We start from the raw sequence: 20,176 nt of genomic DNA, 5'->3' as shown, positions 1-20,176 counted from the left end.
ACACACACACACACACACACACACACACACACACACACACACACACACACACAGGCCAGACCTATTAATTAGCTTTTTCATACGCGCGCGCGTAGAGCGCCGCACATCCAGTATACACGGGGATTCCGAGAGGATTCTCTGTGCCATTTTTCGTGTCTATTTATGAGCCGCGTAAGGAGGGAATAAGGATGAATTTTTCAGAAACATAACTCATATAAAAAGGTAAAAAGATGATGAAACAAACACTTACAATTTTATTGTTGCTTGCGGCACTGTTAGTGTCCGGCAACACATCGGCACAGACCTACAGTGTCGTTTCCGAGGGGCTCACCCTCCAATTCACCGTCAGTGGTACTGAAGCCACCATCACCGGTACGCCGAATAAGGTGCCTAATCCACGACAGAGCAGTTGTTACGATTTGACCAACGGCGGCGTTGTCAACATCCCGGCAACAGTGACTGTTGGCTCAAACACTTACACTGTCACTAAAATAGGAGACGCTGCATTTGGCAGTTGCGGTATCTCCTCGCTTACCTTGCCCTCCACCCTGAAAGAGATCGGAAAGAGTGCTTTCGATGCCAATACTTCCGACATTGCCTTCGACAACTTAGTGATCCCTGCCAGTGTACAAAAAATAGGAGACACTGCTTTTGGCAATCAGCGGATTAAACATTTGTCTTTCGAGGCGGGCTCTCAACTTTCTTCTTTAGGCGCAAAAGCCTTTGGCACCTACCGCCCCGCATCGGAATCATGGATTTCCACTTGGACACAATCTTCTCAATACAACATCGAGTATTACGACCTTTCCAATACACAATTAAAGGCAGCCTCTTTTCAACTAAATGGCTCATTGCCTGGTCAACAATTCTTCATGTATCTTCGATTGCAAGGGCAGATCCTCATCTATCTTCCTGCTACTTTCGATGTCTATCCCTGTGGCAACCTAAACAATGGTGGTGGAAGTGTAGATCAAACCGCCGACGAAACCAACATCGTGCGTGCCAACGGTTACTGCGACAACCTGCTTATTAGCGACGATATGTCGTTCCGCGCTCCCCACGCTTTTACGGCTAAGAAGGTAACGTGTAACCGCACATTCTCCAATACTTCAGGCAAGGCGGTGAGCACCCTTTATTTGCCTTATCCCACCGACCTGCCCACGGGTATGCAGGCCTACGAATTTATATTTAAAGGCCTCGATGAGGACGGCAACAAGGCTTTCTGTTTTGCGCCCGTACCCCTTGGAACCCGACTCGAAGCCTACAAGCCATATCTTGTTCGTATAACCGATGGCGCGAGCCATACCCTACCGACGATGCAGAACGTTCAAGTGCCAGCTACGCCAGACGTCTCTACTACGGCCCAGATATCTGCCGACGGCGACTGGGCTTTCAACGGCACTACTGAATTTATCGGTAATACCGAGGCCTATGCGAAGAAAGCCTATTATCTCAATGGCAATAAGTGGTGGGCCGTTCAGAACGGCGTAGCCAACGACTATATAGCGCCTTATCGCTGCTTTATCTCCAGTCCGACGGGCGCTACTCCTGCCAAGAGCTTTTTCATGGTGCTCGACGACGACAATAGTGCCACCGACGTTCGCCATCTCGAGAATGATACGGAGGCCGATATCAAGAGCGGTCGATATCCATTTTATTCCATCGACGGCAAGCTGATGGGCACCGATTACGATGCCCTCGAGTGCGGCCAGATGTACATTGTCAACGGCAAGAAGTTCTACAAATTCTAAATCTCGGAGGAAACAGCAATGCAAAAGAAACCATACGCTCGCCCCGCCATCGAAATCATCGGTCTTAGGTCCGAACAGTTCATTTGTCTCTCTATTCCCATCGGCCCGGGGCCAGGTCCCGGCGGCGGTGGACAGGCCAAGGACGGATTCTTCAACGAGGACTCCGACGACTCCGAGGAGCCCGGCAATGTGGGATATAATAAAATGTGGGAGGATTGAAATGCGTTCGGTCGGGCCTCGGATTATTATTTTATGCCGATTCGGCCGGCAGGTCGCAACGTGGACGGATGCCAATTCGGGCCAGAAGGGCCCGCACGTAGGGACAGACCCCGTGTCTGTCCGATACCCGCGCCGATACCCGCGCCAATTCGGTCTACCGACCGCAAAATATATTTCTGTATATGAATTCGGTTCTGCGAACCGGAGGGATGCGGACAGACACGGGGTCTGTCCCTACATGCGGGCGGAACGCCCGAGTTGGAGCGGGCAAAGCCCGAAATGGAATGGGGCAATAAATCGCTCGCCCGAATAAGAAAACATATTGAAACAACCTTGCGGGAGTTCCGCAAGCGAAAAACCAAATGGTTTGGGCCTCGCGGGAGTTCCGCAGATGAGAAACCAAATGGTTTGAGCCTCGCGGGAGTTCCGCAAATGAAAAACCAAATGGTTTGAGCTTCGCGGAACTTCCGCAAACAAGAAACTAAACGGTTTGGGCCTCGCGGAACTCCCGCAAACAAAAAACCAAATAGTTTGAGCTCCGCGGAAGTTCCGCAGATGAAAAACCAAATGGTTTGAGCCCCGCGGGAGTTCCGCAAACAAAAAACAGAATTGAATAACCCTCGCGGAAGTTCCGCAAAGAGTAAATATTTCGAACTTAAATCATTCAAAATCATGGTTAAACAGAAAATCATTTCAAGTACGGTAAATGTCGCCGAAATCGATAATCTGGACGTGAATCACCTCAACAACGGCGCGCATTACCAGTTCATCAAGGACGTTTCGACGCGCATCGCTACCGAGACCGCTCTTGTTACTAATCCGGTTGTGAAGGCTGCCGCCGAACGCCTCGCAAACGCCCTGAAAGAGGAGGACAGATGCCTGGTTCTGTCGCAGAAAAACCTGTCGACCGACGACATCCGGGAGCTCGATATCGAACGCGATAAACTCTTCGCCGGCTATCGTTCGGCCGTGAAGGGGTTCCTTCGCATGCCGGTTGCCGACGTCGCCCAGGCGGCCAAGGAGCTCGCCCAGCATCTTAAAGACTACAGCATCAACCCTCAGATGCAGCTCGAGCGCGAAACGGCTCTGATTGCGAACCTCATCGACGATTGCGAGACGAAATTCGCCGCCCAGGTGGCTCGACTCGGCATCCAACCCTACGTCGCCGCGCTCAAAACGGCCAATACGAAGCTGGAAAGCCTGATTCACAGTCGCACCGACTCGGATTCCACCCGAATTCTTGGCGCCTTGCGAATCGCCCGACGAGAAAGCGATTCGGCATATTTTTACCTGATTAAGGTTGCGAACGCCTTCCCGATATTCGTGAACCAATCGGACGCCGCGGCGTTCATCGACTACATGAACGAGCTCATCAAGCGCTACAAAGAGCAGGTTCTCACGGCCCGGAAGAAGAAGTCGGACGGCAATGACCCCAAGAAACCCGGCGGCGGAGGTAAAAAGCCCTCCGACCCGAAAAAACCCTCCGACGGTAAGAAACCCGATGACCCCAAGAAGCCGAATGACCCCAAGAAGCCCGGCGGCGGAGGAGATACTCCCAAACCCGGGCGCGAAGAAGACCCCGGCGAAGACCAGGTGTAAGAGAAATTCGTTTATATATCAATCAAAAGCCCTGCACGCTCCGAGATGGATGCGTGCAGGGCTTGCCGTTTTATTATATCATGGATTATTTACGTTGCCGATTCAAACTCGCGAAGGAATCGCACGTCGTTCTCGGAGAAAAGTCGAAGGTCGTTTACACGATATTTCAGGTTTGCTATGCGTTCAACTCCCATTCCGAAAGCGTAACCGGTGTATATGTCGGGGTCAATGCCACAAACGGCAAGGTCGTGCGGGTCGGTCATTCCGCAGCCCAGAATTTCAACCCATCCGGTGTGTTTGCAGAATCCGCAGCCTTTACCTCCGCATATATTGCAGCTGATATCGAGCTCGGCGCTTGGTTCGGTGAAGGGGAAATAGCTTGGGCGTAGGCGTATTTTGGTATTTGTTCCGAACATTTCGCGGGCAAAGGTGAGGAGCACTTGTTTCAGGTCGGCAAAGCTCACGCCTTTGTCGATGTAGAGCCCTTCAACCTGATGGAAGAAGCAGTGGGCTCGCGCGCTGATGGCTTCGTTGCGATAAACTCTTCCTGGGCAGAGCACTCGGATTGGAGGTTCGTTGGTCGACATGTAGTGTGCTTCGTCGTTTGTGGTGTGACTTCTTAGGAGCACATTTTGTGTTATGTTGCTGTCGCGTTCTATGAAGAATGTGTCTTGCATGTCGCGTGCAGGATGGTCGGCTGGGAAGTTCAGCATTGTGAACACGTGTTCGTCGTCGTCTATTTCGGGCCCTTGGAAGAGTATGAATCCCATGCGGGCGAAGATGTCGATTATTTCGTCCTGAACGAGTGTGAGCGGATGCCGGGTGCCTAGTTTGATAGGGTAGGGCGTGCGCGTGAGGTCGGTATCGACGTCTTGTGTTTTTGTGCTCTGCAGCGAATCGCGCAGAGCGTTTATTTTTTCCTGTGCTTGCTGTTTGAGTTCATTTATTTTGATTCCTATAGTTTTTTTCTGGTCGGCTGCAACGTTTCTGAACTCGCTCATAAGTGCATTTATTTCGCCTTTTTTGCTGAGATATCTCAATCTCAGTTGTTCAACTTCGTCGGCGTTATTAGCCGAAAGCTGGCTCACTTCTTTGAGCAATTCTTCGATTTTGTCTATTAACATATTGATGTTTGATTGATTGCGTGCAAAGGTAGCATTTATAATCATACCGTGCCAGGAGGTTTTGAGGCGAAGAGTCGAGGTTTTTGGTGCGTCATAAATATGCTTCTTAAGCATTTCGGATAAAGTGAATAATCTACTTACTTTTGCATTTGAAATTCAGACAAACTAAACGAATATGAGAAAAGTATTTTTATCCATCCTGGCTGTTTTCGCCATCGTTATGGTTGGGATTGGCGGAGGTTGTACGGGCAAGAAACCCGAGGCAGCCGATTCTGTTGCGACCGATTCTGTTCAGAGTGGCGATTCGGCCGAGGTTGTTGATTCTGCCACTAAGATTATCGCCGAAACGCCTATGCCGAAAGCGGCCGACCAGCTGTTCGACGATTTCTTCTTTAACTTCATCGCCAATGGAAAACTGCAGAAGAACAGAATTAAATTCCCGCTTGAGATAGAAACTGGCGAGGGTACGCAGCAGTTGTCGCAAGCGCAATGGAAAACAGATCATTTCTTCCGAAAGCAAGGCTACTACACAATTATTTTCGACAACGAAAAGCAGATGAAGGCTGCAAAATCAACCGACATAGATAGCGTGACGGTCGAGAAAATACATCTCAAGAAACAAATGGTTGAGCAATATCTCTTCGACCATCAGGATGGGAAATGGAAGCTGAACAAAATCAGGAAATCACCATTCAGCAGTAGTAGCAATGCCTCGTTCTTAGACTTCCTGGCACAATTTCTGGGAGGCGACGGGCTGAAGTATGTTAAGAATCCGCTCTCTTACACCGGCCCGGACCCTGACGGTGAAGAAACGTCGATAGTTAACCGAAACATACCGGCTTCGGAATGGTCGTCATTCCTACCCGAAGTACCGAAAAACACGATATACAACATTCTTTACGGGCAGAAAAATGCCGACAGCAATAAGAAAATTCTAACATTCCGCGGCCTTTCCAATGGAATTGAAACACAGCTAGTGTTCAAGCGGAACGGTGGCAGTTGGCAACTCGTGAAGCTTATTGCTTATTAAGTTAAAGCCTCGCTCCCAAGTCGATGAAAAGCTTCGAAAACTATAGTCTGCTAGCACACAACACATTCGGGATAGACGCGAAATGTCGGCGTTTCGTGGAATATTCCACAAAAGAAGAAGCCGCGGAACTTGCGTGCTCGCTGGATTATTCGGATTCTCCGTTATTGATTATCGGAGGGGGAAGCAATCTGCTTCTGACCGGAGATTATCCTGGAACTGTTCTGCACTCGGGCATTTGTTTTATCGAACAGGTAGACGACGAGCGGATTCGTTGCGGGTCGGGATTCGTTTGGGACGATTTCGTGGCCCATTGTGTGAACATCAATCTTTATGGCGCCGAAAATCTGTCGCTCATTCCGGGAGAAGTGGGAGCCAGTGCGGTGCAAAACATCGGAGCCTACGGAACCGAGGCGAAAGACATAATCGAAGAGGTTGAGGCCGTGGAGATAGGAACCGGTAAAACAGTTGTTTTCAGCGCGGCAGAATGTCAGTACAGCTATCGTTCGAGCAGATTCAAAACCGAGTGGCGCGATAAATATCTAATCGTCGCTGTTACGTTCCGCCTTACTCGCACATTCCAACCGAAGCTCGACTATGGGAACATCCGCGCAGCCCTGAAAGAGAGAGGAATATCCTGTCCCACCGCCCAGCAACTCAGACAAACCATTATAGATATTCGTCGCGAGAAGTTGCCCGACCCCAAACAAATCGGAAATGCCGGGAGTTTCTTTATGAATCCGGTAGTGTCTCGGGAGAAATACGACCAGCTCGCGGCCCGATTCAAAAATATGCCCCACTATACCATCGACGCTCATCGCGAAAAAATTCCTGCCGGATGGATGATTGAACAACTCGGATGGAAAGGCAAACAACTGGGTCGAGCAGGAGTATATTCCAAACAAGCACTTGTGCTCGTGAACCACGGAGGAGCAACCGGACGCGAGGTGCTTAACCTGTGCAAAACAATACAGGAAGACGTTCGGTGCGCATTTGGCATCGAAATTCTTCCCGAAGTAAACATCAAATGAAAATCCTCACATTTCTAGGTACCGGAACATCCAACGGTGTTCCGGTGATTGGTTGCAACTGCGAAGTTTGCAGAAGCAACGACCCGCGAGATAATCGACTGCGAACATCGGCCCTGCTCGAAACCGACGATACAAGAATACTCATAGATTGTGGCCCCGATTTCCGTCAGCAAATTCTCCCTCAACCATTCCGGAAAATTGACGGAATCCTCATCACACACATTCACTACGACCACGCCGGTGGAATTGACGACGTACGACCATATTGTCAGCTAGGCGACATCGACGTGTTTGCCAACGATAATACATGCCACGACCTACGTCACAACCTGCCCTATTGTTTCACCGATAAACTCTATCCCGGAGTGCCTCGTCTGAAATTACACACCATCTCGTCGCACAATGCTTTCCGAATTGGAAGTATCGACATAATGCCAATTGAAGTAATGCATGGTACGTTGCCCATTCTCGGTTTCCGATTCGGCTCTTTGACTTACATTACCGACATGAAAACAATTTCTCCCACCGAACTGCCTCTTCTTCAAGGCACTGAAGTGCTCGTGATAAATGCTCTGCGCTGGGAGCGTCCCCACCATTCACATATACTCATCGACGAAGCGATAGCTTTCAGCAAGCAGATAGGTGCTACCGAAACTTATCTCACACACCTTACCCATAATATAGGTTTGCACGAAGAAGCACAGCGTCGTCTTCCCGAACATTTCCACTTCGCTTACGACGGTATGCAGCTAGAACTATAGAAATAGCATTATTATATATTGTTGTTTGTTTGCGGGATCTTCCGTAAGTTGTTTACATTGATGTTTAACACTTGCAGAGATTTCCGCAAATTGTTTATACTATTATATAGTCTTGCAGTTATTCCCGCAAATTATTTGCAGTGTTGAGATATTGGTAATAGCATTAGCGAGAGAGCAAACAAAAAGAAAGGGATACATCGTTAAGACGCATCCCTTTCCGAATTTTATGAAAAAAACTAATATTCTTAGTCGAGATTGGCGAGTTTGTTGTCTGAACCAAGCACGTCGGTGATTTTGTGCTTGTAGAGTTCTTCCATGTATTCGCGAGCCTTACCGCAATACTGGCGAGGGTCGAAATATTCTGGATGCTCGTCGAATGTTTGACGTACGCCGGCGGTGAAAGCTAGGCGAGAGTCAGAGTCGATGTTGATTTTGCAAACGGCGCTCTTTGTAGCCTTGCGGAGCTGCTCTTCGGGAATACCGACTGCGTTGGGCAGCTTTCCGCCATGGGCGTTGATGATGTCGACATATTCCTGCGGAACCGACGATGAGCCATGCAGAACAATCGGGAATCCGGGGAGCTTTTTCTCGATAGCTTCCAATACGTCGAAAGCCAATGGGGGAGGAACGAGCCGACCGGTTTTCGGATCGCGTGTACATTGTTCGGGAGTGAACTTGTAGGCTCCGTGCGATGTTCCGATAGAAATGGCGAGCGAGTCGACGCCTGTGCGGGTTGCGAAGTCGACAACCTCTTCGGGCTTGGTGTAGTGCGACTCTTCGGCCACTACATCGTCTTCAACTCCGGCGAGAACTCCAAGTTCGCCTTCAACGGTTACGTCGAACTGATGAGCGTATTCTACTACCTTTTTAGTTACGGCAATATTCTCTTCGTAAGGGAGAGCCGAGCCGTCAATCATAACCGATGAAAAACCGTAGTCCACACAGCTTTTGCATGTTTCGAAGCTATCGCCGTGGTCGAGGTGCAGAACGATTTCGGGGTGGTGGCATCCAATTTCTTTTGCGTATTCAACAGCTCCCTCGGCTAGATAGCGCAGCAGGGTTTGGTTGGCATACTTTCGGGCACCTTTCGAAACCTGTAGAATCACGGGCGATTTCAATTCGGAAGAAGCCTTGATGATGGCCTGCAACTGTTCGAGATTGTTGAAATTGAATGCAGGAATGGCATATCCGCCATTGATGGCCCTCTTGAACATTTCACGTGTGTTCACGAGCCCTAGCTTTTTATAATCTACAACCATAATTTTGTGATGTATTAAATGAGTAAAAAATGAATAACAAATACCTATTTTGTATTTAACACGAGCAAAAGTAGAATATTATTTCAGGAAAGCCAAAGAACGCATTAACTATTCCCGGCGATGGTATCGAGTAGGTATGAATGCCTTTCTCTAGGGGACTTTTCTACCTAGATATGATTATGGGGATATACCTCTTTTTGAGTATTGCCTTAGATTTTGGCGCACCGTAATTTTGCATCCAAAATTTTTATCATCTTAATCTTTAAAACATGAAATTTAATTATTTACTAGGGGCTTTATGCCTATCAACGTTTGTGTTCTCCTCGTGTGGAGGAGATGATCCTGTTCCTACGCCGAACGAACCGAAGGTTATTAAGAAGTCTTTAGAGGTTGTAACTCAAAATGAAGGTACGAAGGATAATATGTTCCCCGACTACGACAAGTGGGTTTATGTGAACCTCGAAACGGGCGATACGGCTATACGAAAAGATGTGAGTGCCAAGGAATGGCGTACGTATTCGGATGATGGTGAAAAAACTGATAGGTTCGGAAAGTACAAAATAACGAAAACCGTTGAAGCTGGTAAGGACAATGCTCCTGCAAAATGGCATCTGGCTTTCCACATATACGACATTAAAACCAACGGCGGCGAAGCTTATATGAGCGACACTACCGACATTGAAACCATCAAGACTCTGCCGGAGAAAGTGAAGTGGGCAAGCGACACAAAAGCCTATTTGATTTGCGACATGAGTGGTATGATGGCCAAACCAACCGTGCTGGGTTGCATGTTGAACTACGTGAACATGGGCCTTTATTATTGGATGCACAAGGTGAAGATGGGAGTATATGAGCTCACGATGTCGAAATCCGACCCGAAGAAAACACCGGTATTCATTGTTAAGTTCAAGGACGGAAGTTATGCCCTCATTCAGTTCACCGACCTGAAGGATAAGACTGGTAAGAGGAAGACTGCAACCTTCACCTATAAGTTCGTGAAGAACTCCAAATAATAGGACTGATAGCTTCTATCCCCCTAAACTAGTATGAATCTTTCCCCCAGTCCGGGAGAGATTCATTCAAACCAAGACAAAGTAAACATGCGGGTGTGCCTGAAATCCTTAAGTGCACCCGCCTTTTTAAAGGCTAAGAAAAACATGACCAGGATTATTTTATTCCTGTCGTTTGCCTTGTTATGGGCACTCGGCATGCGAGGCTCCGATGTCGTGTCGCTGCCCGCAGAACGTATTGTGTGCGGCGTGGTAACCGATACAGAAGGTAATCCGCTTGCAGGTGCATCAGTTGTTGTAGAGAAAACCAATATAAGCGTCGGCACGAATACGCGAGGCGAATTCAAGCTGACTTTGCAGAGCACAGACGCATTCACTTTGAAAGTGAGCTGCGTGGGATTCTCAACCGGACGAATAAGAATAGACGGTCTGGATGGCAATATAATAAAGGTGAGTCTGCGCCCATCCGACTCCAATTTGGACGAAGTTGTGGTTACAGGCACGCGTAGTGAACATCCGCTGAAAGATGTACCGGTGATAACACGTGTAATATCGCGAGAAGAAATTGCCGCTATTAATCCGCCCGACCTTACGACGCTGCTCGAGAGCACACTGCCCGGCATACAGTTTTTCTACAACAGTATGAGCCAGGCCACGGAGATAACCTACCAGGGCATGGACAGCAAAGCTGTACTCTTCCTCATTGACGGAGAGCGCATCAGCGGCGAGGGAGGAGCAAACAATATAGACTACAACCGATTCAACATCGACAATATAGAGCGCGTTGAGGTGGTACGCGGAGCAGCCTCTACGCTTTATGACAGCCGAGCTATAGGCGGCGTTATCAATATTATCACCAAGAAGAGTCTCCGTCCGTTCGATGCCAGTGTCCGCACCCGTTATGCAGGTTTCAATGGAGAATCGTATGCCGTATCGGCGGGCGTGAATCTGAAGCGGTTCTCATCGCTCACTAGCTACGGATTCCGCCGGCGGGACACCTACACGATAAAAGACAAGGAAGGAAAAACACGCGAAACCATCCTACCCGACGGAACAATAAAGCGCGATACGCTCGATGCGGAAGAGACCTCCATCTATGGTTACCGCATCATGGACCTTTCGCAGAAATTCGTATACCGATTCACCGACAAACTAAGCCTCGATTTACGCGGTTCCTACTACGGCAACACGCGTCCGTCGAATAGAGGCAAACGCTTCCATCTTCGCTACGATGACCTCACGCTGAGCGGGAAGCTGAAATGGCATATAGACGACTGCCAGAGTATAGACTTCTCATTCCTGAGAGACGTGTATGTGAAGAATAATGTCTACGACCTAGTAGACCTGCGCGAAAAGGTGTATCGAAACATCAACGACGTGCTTCGGCTCTACTATACCGGCACTTTTGGTCGCCACACTCTAAGTGGAGGTATAGACTTCGCAAGGGAGAGACTGAAGCACTACTTCATGAAAGACACGGCCGACGTGAGCATGAACCAATTCTCGGCCTGTATCCAGGAAGATTGGCACATAACCGACAACCTGAATATAGTACTAGGATTCCGTGCCGACAAGGGTATGCATTACAATCTCCATTTCACGCCGAAACTCTCACTACTCTATCGGCCCATCGAGCGCATAACCTTGCGTGCCGGATATTCACGCGGCTATCGCATGCCCAATCTTAAGGAGCTCTATCAGGAATTCAACATGGGCGGCATAGGTATTATGATGTATGGAAATAAAGATCTTAAGCCCGAAGAAGGCAGTCAGATATCGGTATCGGCTGAATACAACTTCCGTGCGCTCAACGTGGCCGTATCAACCTATCACAACCGATACAAAAACAAGATAGCCTATGAGTATGTAGACCCCGAGAAGTCTTACAGCATGCGCTATGTGAACGCCCTTGACGTCAAAACCACCGGTATCGAAGCCACGGCAAACTATCGAACGTCTTTCGGCCTCTCGCTTTCCGGAGCCTACGCCTATGTGTACGACTACAATAAGCGCGATGGTTATAACATGTCCTGGCTCCGTCCGCACAGCGCGCGTCTTAATCTACAATACAAGCATAAGTTCGGGAAGACTACTGAGTCTATATCAATCAACAACAATTGGGCGTCGCGCATCACGCGTTATTCTTACGACAGTAAGGCTAAGTCGTATATAAAAACTGTCTACGACCCGCGCACGGTATGCTCGGTCAATCTGCGTTCCGAGTTACCCCGCGGCATAAGTCTCGGTTTCATGATAGACAACCTGTTCAACTTCAAAGATACAGCCGCCGATTCAGCCGTGCAGTTGCCTTATAATGGCATCACTTACGTTGCCACACTTTCGGTTAACATAGCCGATATGTTTAGGTGGTGAGTACTGGCATTTGAGAAGTATACGACTTGTGCCCCACAACTATACGAGTTGTAGTCGACAAGTATACGACTTGTCATTCACGATAATTATGCGCCACGTGCGCCATCAGAATAAAGCATAATAGAACATCAGTTTTTATGAAGAAGAAAATAATCCTTTCGGCCGTCGGCCTGGTGCTCATCGCCCTCGGCGTAGTGGCATGGAACATCTGGTTCGGCACCACGAAGATTGCTTTCGTGAACTATCAGGCCATCACCCTCGGTCATATCGCCAAGGCCAACGACAACCCACTCATCAAAATCTCATCAGTGGGAGTAGACGAGCTGGAGAATATCGACAGCTACGACGCCGTGTTCGTCGAAGCCATGGGCTTGCGACTCACCGAAGAGCAACGCGCACAAATAGAGACTGCCGTAGATAAAGGCACGCCCATCGTGAGCACGATGATAACCAATCCGGAGAACGATTTTACAACACTCGACTCCATCACGGCCGACACGCTCTCGCGCTACATAGCCAACGGCGGACAGGAAAACTATCGCAACATGCTTAGCTACGTGCGCCGATATGTAGACAAGAAGATTATTTACGCACCCGAGCCCGGACGATTAGTTGAACGCGAGTCGGGATTGCTATATCATCCCAACCTCCAGAACGAAGACGGCGAGGATATTCAATTCCCTTCAGTGGCCCGGTATCAGTCGTTTCTTCGTAAAAAAGGCTTGTGGAAAAATGCTGCTCCAGCCGTTATTATAACCGGACAGATGGGCGAACCTCGTGAGCTTATCGCCAAACTCGAATCTACCGGTAATGTGGTTTATCCTATTAACTCGATACGCGAATTTATAGAGGGAGGTCATGCCGACAGTATCCCTCTGGCAGCGGTTATAAACATGGCGCACGGACGGATGGGCGACAATGTGGTACAGTTTCTTAAAGCGAAAAACGTTCCGCTATTCGCGCCGCTCAACGTAAATAAATCTGTCGACGAATGGGAGAAAGACAAAATGGGAATGGGAGGCGGATTCCTGTCGCAAAGCGTGGTGATGCCCGAGATTGACGGTGCACTACGGTCGTTCACACTATTCGGTCACTATATGGGCAAAGACGGACTGGAATACGTGGCTGCCATTCCCGAACGGTTAGAAACATTCGTCGGTACGGTTAACCGATACATCGCCCTGCGCCACAAAGCCAATGCACAGAAACGTGTTGCCATTTACTACTACAAAGGGCCGGGGCAGAATGCACTTACGGCAAGCGGAATGGAAGTAGTACCCTCGCTCTATAATCTGCTGCTCAAACTCAAGGCCGAGGGGTATAACGTTAGCGGATTGCCCGCATCTGCCGAACAACTCGAACAGCTAATTCAGCAACAAGGCGCCGTACTCGGAACCTATGCCGAGGGTGCGGCCGATCGATTCATGAAAACCGCTAAACCCGAAATGATAACCAGGCAGCAATACGAAAGTTGGGTGAAGAAAACTTTGCGCCCGGAGAAATATGCCGAGGTGGTAAAGACTTTCGGAGATTTCCCCGGAGATTACATGAGCACGTCCGACGGTAAGCTGGGAGTACCTCGACTACGGTTCGGCAACATCGTTCTAATGCCACAGAATGCAGCCGGGCGAGGCGGCGACGCCTTTAAGATTGCTCATGGCACCGATGCCGCGCCTCCGCACAATTATATCGCATCGTACTTGTGGATGCAATACGGTTTTAAGGCCGATGTGCTCATACACTTCGGTACACACGGAAGTCTTGAATTCACTCCAAAGCGGCAGGTTGCACTAAGCAATCAGGATTGGCCTGACCGCCTCGTGGGCTCCACGCCACACCTTTATATATACACCATCTGCAACGTGGGCGAAGGACTTATTGCCAAGCGGCGGTCGTATGCCGGACTGCAATCCTATCTCACCGCACCATTCATGGAGAGCAATCTACGCAGCACCTATCACGAACTAGAAGACAAGATAAAGTTGTACAACGAACGCATGGCTAAGCATCAACCTGGTGTTGTGCAAGCCGCATTGGATGTGAAGGCGCTGACAGTGAAGTTAGGCATACATCGCGACCTCGGGCTCGATAGTATTATGAATAAACCTTACAGTGAAGCCGACATTTTGCGCATTGAAAACTTCGCCGAAGAGTTGGCCACCGAAAAGATAACCGGTCAACTCTACACGATGGGAGTGCCCTATGAGCCGGCACGCATCGAGAGCAGCGTTTATGCCATGTGCACCGACCCGATAGCCTATTCCATGTTCGGAATCGACCGTGCAATGGGTCGAGCCGATATGACGCTTCTTAAGCATAAGCCGATTTTCACCGAACGCTACATTGTGCCGGCAAAGGCTCTGGTGGGCAGACTGCTCGCCAATCCGGCTACAGGAACCGACGCTCTCGTGTGTCAGACGGGCCGCATCACGCAGCAAGAACTCGACAAGGCACGCAAGATATATGAGGAACTCTCGCAACCTAAGAATCCTATGGCCATGATGATGAGCATGGGCAAGGGTATGGGTAAAGGCATGAGTTCGTCGGGTAAGAAAGGCGGAAAGAACACGCCATCTATCGCTATGATGAAAGCCATGGGCAAGATGCTCGGCATAAAGGATATGAAGAGTATGCCGCCCGAAATGAAGAAGAAAATGATGGCGGCCAAAGAAAAGACAGACGGCAAGAAACCAGCTGCCATGGGAGGTATGAAAGGGATGAAGGGAATGAAAGCTATGATGGGCAAGATGCCTAAGCAGCCTGAATACTCCAAGCGAGAGAAAGACCTTGCCTTTGCCATTATGGAGCTGGAGCGCACAATTAAGAACGTGGCTCTGTACAAGACTAACCTCCTTATTAGTCCGCGACTGGAATTCGAGAGCATCGTTAATGCTATGAACGGTGGATTTACAATGCCTTCGCCGGGCGGCGACCCTATAGCCAACCCGAACACTTTGCCCACAGGTCGTAACCTATATGGTATTAATGCTGAGGCTACACCTAGTGAAACGGCATGGGAGAAAGGAAAAGAACTGGCTCAGAACACCATCGACATGTATCGTCGTCGTCATAATGACAGTATTCCGCGTAAGGTGAGCTACACGCTCTGGAGCGGTGAGTTCATCGAAACCGAAGGGGCAACCATTGCACAGATTCTCTACATGCTCGGAGTGGAGCCTGTAAGAGACGCGTTCGGTCGTGTGTCCGACTTGCGCCTGATTCCTTCGAAAGAACTCGGCCGACCGCGTATCGACGTGGTAGTGCAAACTTCCGGACAGCTGCGCGACCTCGCCGCATCGCGCCTCTTCCTCGTTAACCGTGCCGTGGAGATGGCCGCGGCTGCTAAGAATGACAAGTACGAAAATCAGGTTGCCGAGGGCGTAAAAGAATCTGAACGTATGCTCACCGATAAGGGTGTATCTCCTAAAGAGGCTCGCGAGCTTGCCTCACGCCGTGTGTTCGGCGGCATCAACGGTAACTACGGCACAGGCATACAAGCTATGGTCCTAAGCGGCGACCGTTGGGAGAAGCGAGATGAGATAGCCGATACGTATCTTAACAACATGGGGGCCTTCTATGGCGACGCCGACAACTGGGAGGCATTCAAGGAATATGCTTTCGAGGCAGCACTGACGCGGACAGACGTCGTTATCCAGCCTCGCCAAAGCAACACGTGGGGTGCGTTAAGCCTCGACCACGTGTACGAATTTATGGGTGGACTGAATCTAGCTGTGAACAAAGTGACGGGCAAAGACCCCGACGCCTATTTGAGCGACTATCGCAACCGAAATAACATGCACATGCAGGAAGTGAAGGAAGCCATCGGCGTGGAAAGTCGCACCACCATCTTCAATCCCACCTACATAAAAGAACAGATGAAAGGTGGAGCAAGTTCGGCTTCCGGATTTGCGGCTATCGTGCAGAATACCTTTGGATGGGAGGTGATGAAACCCAAGGCCATTGACGAAGAATTCTGGAACGAGCTGTATGATGTGTATATCAAAGACAAGTACAACTTAGGAACCGATGCTTTCTTCGAGAAGCAAAGCCCGGCTGCCATTGAAGAAATAACGGCAGTGATGCTCGAAAGTGCTCGCAAGGGCATGTGGAAGGCAAGCCGCGAACAGATAGGTACGTTGGCAAAGAGACACGTTGAATTGGTGAACAAATACCGTCCGTCTTGCTCGGGCTTCGTTTGCAATAATGCCAAACTGCGTAAATACATCGTTTCGAGCGCGCCCGACAAGTCGTCGGCACGTCTTTACGACGGCAATATCGAAAAGATACGCCAAGGCGACACCGGCAGCAAGCAGGGTATGAAGATGCAGAGGGAAAATCTATCGCAAAATACGGAGCAGAGCAAAGGAGTGCTCAGTAATGTAATTGTAGGAATTGTCGTAGTTGTGGTTCTTGTGGGCTTGATATTTATTGTGCGCCGCAATCGCAATCAACGACGCGACGGAGAAAAGTAAGTAAGGCGGATGCAAACCGTAGTGACGATATTGATGGTACTGGTTTGCTTCAGTTTTCTGCTGAAGCAAACGTTCATTCCTCGAGGTGCGATGTTCGTCACCGCTGCTGTGCTCGCTCTGTTCACGGCTCTCACATGGGGTTATGCCATCGAGCAATCGAAGACACAAATCAGTGCGTGGCTGGCCAACCAGTCGCTAATGCGCGACATTGCTGTCTTGTTGAGCGTCGACATCATTGTGCAGCTCACGTTCTGTGTGTTTTCAGCGTGCAGGAGGCCGCACGCTGAACTGCGCCGACGAATGCGAATCATCCGCACGGTGCTTACGTTTTTCCCCGGACTCATGATATTTCCTGTAGTGTTCAGCATGCTGGTTCAGGTAATATTCGCCCTCCCCGGTACTTCGTTCAGTTTGATAGCCTACGGTATGGCCGGCGCCATTCTTGTTATTGTTCCTGCGGGCACATGGTTGCTTCGCCGTTTGCTTCCCGAGCACGAACTGCGACTCGAAACGCTCTTCCTCTCGTTGGTTCTCATTGCCATTCTCGGCGTGATAGCCACCGTGAACGGAACCACCCAAAACAAAGGAGTAGGGAGTGTGGATTGGCTCGCGTCGTTAGGCTTCGCGGTTTTATTGACAATGGGCATAATCTTCGGATTGATTATTAATCGATGGAAAGGAAGAAAGCGCAGATGAAAATATCTTTCCCAAAGTTGGGACGTTGCACTCGAGGTTTATTTTGGTCTTCCCAAAGCTGGGACAGTGTGCCCGAGGTCTATTTTGGCTTTCCCAAAGTTGGGACGTTGCACTCGGGGTCTATTTTGGTCTTCCCAAAGTTGGGACGTTGCGCCCGAGTTCTATTTTGGCTTCCCCAAAGTTGGGACGTCGCACCCGAGTTCTATTTTGGTCTTCCCAAATTTGGGACAGTGCGCCCGAGACCTATTTTGCTCTTCCGGAACGCCGATTTTAGAATAACATAATAAAAACATTATACGAATGACTTACATCTCAGACTTTCTGTTTTGGATTTCCACGGGCCTTCTGGTACCCGTCATTGTACTCCTGCTCATTTTCTTCGGAAGAGCCCTGTTGCTAATCGGCACATTCTTCGGCCAGTATATGAACGTTCGCAAAACACATGAAGCGGTGAAAGAACAATTGGATAATCTCACTGCCAACAATCTCGCGGAACTTGCCGATAGGTTACCGCACAACGCTTCTTCATCATTCCTAACCTATGCTCATCGGATGCTCGAAGCCGGCGGCAGCGAACCACACATTGCACGTCTGCTATCACAGTTTGAAGTAGCGGCCGACAAGGAAATGAGCACCTCGCGTACCCTCTCCAAACTCGGACCGGTGCTCGGACTCATGGGTACGCTAATTCCTATGGGGCCCGCGCTTGTTGGTTTGTCAACGGGCGATATAGCATCAATGGCCTACAACATGCAGGTGGCTTTCGCAACAACTGTCGTTGGTCTCTTCTCGGCCATAGTGGGCGTGGCGACGTTGCAAATCAAAAAGCGCTGGTATATGCAAGATATGTTGCAACTGGAATTCCTAGCCGAGTTGCTCACGCAGAAAGGAGATGCACAATGAAACGACGCAGACTACTGTTCCGCGACGAGGAAACCAACCCGATGAGTGTCGTTGGCAACCTGTTCGACGTGGCCATGGTCTTTGCCGTGGCGCTGATGGTGGCGCTCGTAACACGATACAATATCACTGAGGTGTTCAGTAAAGAAGACTATACGATGGTGAAAAATCCAGGGAAAGAAAACATGGAAATAATAACCAAGAAAGGACAGAAGATAGAACGCTACACTCCATCGAAAAATCAATCGCGTACCGACGGTTCACGCGGAAAGAAAGTAGGCGTAGCCTATGAGCTGGAGAACGGCGAGGTTATCTACGTGCCCGAATAAGAATAAAGAAAAACCAAAACCAACATTTTTATAAATCAATAAAACAAGAAAAAAATGAACAGACAACTACGTTTGGCAGCGGCCGCCACGATGATGGCCGCAGTGCAATTTGCCACGGCACAAGTAAAGATGGCACCTAATTATTTTCGCGCCGACCCAGCCGTTTACAAGTACAGAATGGCAAAGGTTGTTGAGTGGAAGGGAACAGAGAGCGAGCAGTCGACAACCTATTCCTACGACAGTCGTGGATGCCTGATAGGCGAAGAGTATAAAATGATAGACCAGCCTCGCAGCAACGTCTATTACTATACCTACGACGACAAGGGCTACATGATTGAAAAGGAAGAATGGAACATTAAAGCCGACCAAACCGACTCACTCGTGTCGGCCCGCCACATCTACGACCGCGATGAGCACGGATATGTAACCGAATATGCTCGCGCTACGCTACATGGTACCGACCCCGGCGACCGAACACTCACCGAAGACGTGAAGATGAAATTCGTGTACGACGACCAGATGCGCCTTGTTCGCGTGGATATACGCCAGTTCGATTATCCATCCAACAAGCTCGAAGATAATGTGGGACGTGTGTGCAAGGTTGAATACGATGCTGCAGGGCACATCAGCCGTGTTAGTCAGATATACCCCGAGAACGACGAGCTCGTGTGGGCCGAAGAATTCAGCTATGACGAGCAAGGACGTCGCATCTCGATAAAGAAAGTGCCCGGGCCCAACTACGACCCGCAAACCACCCTCACGTGGACATGGCATTACAACTCCGACGGCGACATAGACGAGCACTCTTGCACCAACGGATTCGGTAATAAGTTCGAATACGACAAGAGTAAACTGTCCTCCGAAACCTTTATGGCTCTCGAAGCTACAGAAGCTGAATGGGCTCTCCAGGGGCCGCTTAACTGCACCCTCTTCAAGGAACTTCCGATGGAGAAAGGATTCACCCACGCTCCGATAAAGGAAGTCGAAGGAGAAGCCTATGTAATGTATGAAGCAACCGGTTCGACCGACGGAATAGACCACACCATCGCCGCAAGTCAACTCCAAATAGAAACCAATGGCAGCGAACTCACCATAAACTCCGACGCATCCGCAATCGGAAAACCGTTCGCTATCTACAACTCCACCGGTATTTGCGTACTTACTGGCGTACTCAAGGGTACACAAACCAAAATCTCTACTCAAACGTTCTGTCCCGGCTTGTATTTACTTTCTGCCACCGGACAAACAATTAAATTCTTCAGATAATAAAAACAGGGTTGATAGTAGAGATTGATTTCGTAGCGACGAAATCACCATAATCTGATGGCATGCCAAAATAGGCATGCCATCAATTATTTTAGTACAAAATAGACATGGCACCGTACCCTCTTTCACATTATAAGTCACTTGTTTTAAATCAAGAAGACACGCTAAATTTTGTTGAAACGAATTGAATAATATATCTTTGCCGCCGTGAAACAGTTAGATATACATTTCCAGAACCCAATCGCCCCCGCGACGCAGAGAAATTTCGATTTCTCTGTGATTTTTTCGTCTGATAATTTGGTAGGTTCGGAAAAAGTGCTAACACACACACACACACACACACACACACACACACACAC

General features: G+C 49.2%; 15 protein-coding genes. 13 read left to right on the top strand and 2 right to left on the bottom strand.

Annotation, left to right across the window (positions count from 1 at the left end; genetic code table 11):
• Positions 1 to 230 precede the first annotated feature (230 nt).
• The 3 genes from HMPREF9140_RS08730 (at position 231) to HMPREF9140_RS08720 (ending at position 3,569) form a co-directional block, all read left to right on the top strand.
• Positions 231 to 1,751 (top strand): leucine-rich repeat protein, encoded by a 1,521-nt coding sequence (locus HMPREF9140_RS08730; protein ID WP_018572058.1) that lies wholly within the window; start codon positions 231 to 233, stop codon positions 1,749 to 1,751.
• 18 nt (positions 1,752 to 1,769) lie between these two features.
• On the top strand, positions 1,770 to 1,970 hold the full coding sequence (locus HMPREF9140_RS08725) for a hypothetical protein (RefSeq protein WP_006953371.1): 201 nt from the start codon (positions 1,770 to 1,772) through the stop codon (positions 1,968 to 1,970).
• Positions 1,971 to 2,642: 672 nt separating this feature from the next.
• Positions 2,643 to 3,569, top strand: coding sequence for a DUF6261 family protein (locus HMPREF9140_RS08720; RefSeq protein WP_006953370.1), 927 nt, complete (start codon positions 2,643 to 2,645; stop codon positions 3,567 to 3,569).
• 89 nt (positions 3,570 to 3,658) lie between these two features.
• Here the strand turns inward: HMPREF9140_RS08720 and pheS are convergent, their stop codons facing one another.
• Positions 3,659 to 4,693 carry a phenylalanine--tRNA ligase subunit alpha gene (pheS, locus tag HMPREF9140_RS08715; protein WP_026253248.1) on the bottom strand — a complete coding sequence of 345 codons (1,035 nt, stop codon included), beginning with the start codon at positions 4,691 to 4,693 and terminating at the stop codon, positions 3,659 to 3,661.
• Positions 4,694 to 4,868: 175 nt separating this feature from the next.
• On the opposite strand from pheS, the gene HMPREF9140_RS08710 reads away from it, so the two are divergent.
• The 3 genes from HMPREF9140_RS08710 to HMPREF9140_RS08700 are packed head-to-tail and all read left to right on the top strand — an operon-like array spanning position 4,869 to position 7,512.
• Positions 4,869 to 5,723 carry a DUF4348 domain-containing protein gene (locus tag HMPREF9140_RS08710; protein ID WP_006953367.1) on the top strand — a complete coding sequence of 285 codons (855 nt, stop codon included), beginning with the start codon at positions 4,869 to 4,871 and terminating at the stop codon, positions 5,721 to 5,723.
• Positions 5,724 to 5,746: 23 nt separating this feature from the next.
• Positions 5,747 to 6,751: a UDP-N-acetylmuramate dehydrogenase gene (murB, locus tag HMPREF9140_RS08705; RefSeq protein WP_006953365.1), complete on the top strand. Its 1,005-nt coding sequence runs from the start codon at positions 5,747 to 5,749 to the stop codon at positions 6,749 to 6,751.
• Positions 6,748 to 7,512 carry an MBL fold metallo-hydrolase gene (locus HMPREF9140_RS08700; protein ID WP_006953364.1) on the top strand — a complete coding sequence of 255 codons (765 nt, stop codon included), beginning with the start codon at positions 6,748 to 6,750 and terminating at the stop codon, positions 7,510 to 7,512. Before murB ends, HMPREF9140_RS08700 begins: the two co-directional genes overlap by 4 nt.
• Before the next feature lie 245 nt (positions 7,513 to 7,757).
• On the opposite strand, the gene HMPREF9140_RS08695 is transcribed toward HMPREF9140_RS08700, so the two are convergent.
• Positions 7,758 to 8,771, bottom strand: coding sequence for a class II fructose-bisphosphate aldolase (locus HMPREF9140_RS08695; RefSeq protein ID WP_006953363.1), 1,014 nt, complete (start codon positions 8,769 to 8,771; stop codon positions 7,758 to 7,760).
• Between the two features lie 269 nt (positions 8,772 to 9,040).
• On the opposite strand from HMPREF9140_RS08695, the gene HMPREF9140_RS08690 reads away from it, so the two are divergent.
• The 7 genes from HMPREF9140_RS08690 (at position 9,041) to HMPREF9140_RS08660 (ending at position 19,817) form a co-directional block, all read left to right on the top strand.
• Positions 9,041 to 9,784 (top strand): HmuY family protein, encoded by a 744-nt coding sequence (locus HMPREF9140_RS08690; protein WP_006953362.1) that lies wholly within the window; start codon positions 9,041 to 9,043, stop codon positions 9,782 to 9,784.
• 144 nt (positions 9,785 to 9,928) lie between these two features.
• Positions 9,929 to 12,154: a TonB-dependent receptor gene (locus tag HMPREF9140_RS08685; RefSeq protein WP_036882967.1), complete on the top strand. Its 2,226-nt coding sequence runs from the start codon at positions 9,929 to 9,931 to the stop codon at positions 12,152 to 12,154.
• Between the two features lie 137 nt (positions 12,155 to 12,291).
• Positions 12,292 to 16,626: a cobaltochelatase subunit CobN gene (locus tag HMPREF9140_RS08680; RefSeq protein ID WP_006953352.1), complete on the top strand. Its 4,335-nt coding sequence runs from the start codon at positions 12,292 to 12,294 to the stop codon at positions 16,624 to 16,626.
• Positions 16,627 to 16,635: 9 nt separating this feature from the next.
• Positions 16,636 to 17,322 carry a hypothetical protein gene (locus HMPREF9140_RS08675; protein WP_006953350.1) on the top strand — a complete coding sequence of 229 codons (687 nt, stop codon included), beginning with the start codon at positions 16,636 to 16,638 and terminating at the stop codon, positions 17,320 to 17,322.
• Positions 17,323 to 17,622: 300 nt separating this feature from the next.
• Positions 17,623 to 18,225 carry a MotA/TolQ/ExbB proton channel family protein gene (locus HMPREF9140_RS08670; protein ID WP_006953349.1) on the top strand — a complete coding sequence of 201 codons (603 nt, stop codon included), beginning with the start codon at positions 17,623 to 17,625 and terminating at the stop codon, positions 18,223 to 18,225.
• Entirely contained in the window at positions 18,222 to 18,551 is a 330-nt protein-coding gene (locus tag HMPREF9140_RS08665; RefSeq protein ID WP_006953347.1) for a DUF2149 domain-containing protein, read from the top strand. Before HMPREF9140_RS08670 ends, HMPREF9140_RS08665 begins: the two co-directional genes overlap by 4 nt.
• A 54-nt stretch (positions 18,552 to 18,605) precedes the next feature.
• Positions 18,606 to 19,817 (top strand): hypothetical protein, encoded by a 1,212-nt coding sequence (locus HMPREF9140_RS08660; RefSeq protein ID WP_006953346.1) that lies wholly within the window; start codon positions 18,606 to 18,608, stop codon positions 19,815 to 19,817.
• The last annotated feature ends 359 nt before the right edge of the window (positions 19,818 to 20,176 follow it).

The organism is Prevotella micans F0438 (assembly GCF_000243035.1).
In the GTDB taxonomy this organism is placed as follows: Bacteria; Bacteroidota; Bacteroidia; order Bacteroidales; family Bacteroidaceae; genus Prevotella; species Prevotella micans.
This window is presented reverse-complemented; position numbering and strand designations above follow the sequence as displayed.

Bases quoted from the DNA above. Each gene is read 5' to 3' on its own strand.
- HMPREF9140_RS08675 (WP_006953350.1), top strand. From the start codon at position 16,636: ATGCAAACCGTAGTGACGATATTGATGGTACTGGTTTGCTTCAGTTTT.
- HMPREF9140_RS08725 (WP_006953371.1), top strand. From the start codon at position 1,770: ATGCAAAAGAAACCATACGCTCGCCCCGCCATCGAAATCATCGGTCTT.
- HMPREF9140_RS08660 (WP_006953346.1), top strand. From the start codon at position 18,606: ATGAACAGACAACTACGTTTGGCAGCGGCCGCCACGATGATGGCCGCA.
- HMPREF9140_RS08665 (WP_006953347.1), top strand. From the start codon at position 18,222: ATGAAACGACGCAGACTACTGTTCCGCGACGAGGAAACCAACCCGATG.
- HMPREF9140_RS08680 (WP_006953352.1), top strand. From the start codon at position 12,292: ATGAAGAAGAAAATAATCCTTTCGGCCGTCGGCCTGGTGCTCATCGCC.
- HMPREF9140_RS08685 (WP_036882967.1), top strand. From the start codon at position 9,929: ATGACCAGGATTATTTTATTCCTGTCGTTTGCCTTGTTATGGGCACTC.
- HMPREF9140_RS08700 (WP_006953364.1), top strand. From the start codon at position 6,748: ATGAAAATCCTCACATTTCTAGGTACCGGAACATCCAACGGTGTTCCG.
- pheS (WP_026253248.1), bottom strand. From the start codon at position 4,693: ATGTTAATAGACAAAATCGAAGAATTGCTCAAAGAAGTGAGCCAGCTT.
- HMPREF9140_RS08720 (WP_006953370.1), top strand. From the start codon at position 2,643: ATGGTTAAACAGAAAATCATTTCAAGTACGGTAAATGTCGCCGAAATC.
- HMPREF9140_RS08670 (WP_006953349.1), top strand. From the start codon at position 17,623: ATGACTTACATCTCAGACTTTCTGTTTTGGATTTCCACGGGCCTTCTG.
- HMPREF9140_RS08690 (WP_006953362.1), top strand. From the start codon at position 9,041: ATGAAATTTAATTATTTACTAGGGGCTTTATGCCTATCAACGTTTGTG.
- HMPREF9140_RS08695 (WP_006953363.1), bottom strand. From the start codon at position 8,771: ATGGTTGTAGATTATAAAAAGCTAGGGCTCGTGAACACACGTGAAATG.
- HMPREF9140_RS08710 (WP_006953367.1), top strand. From the start codon at position 4,869: ATGAGAAAAGTATTTTTATCCATCCTGGCTGTTTTCGCCATCGTTATG.
- HMPREF9140_RS08730 (WP_018572058.1), top strand. From the start codon at position 231: ATGATGAAACAAACACTTACAATTTTATTGTTGCTTGCGGCACTGTTA.
- murB (WP_006953365.1), top strand. From the start codon at position 5,747: ATGAAAAGCTTCGAAAACTATAGTCTGCTAGCACACAACACATTCGGG.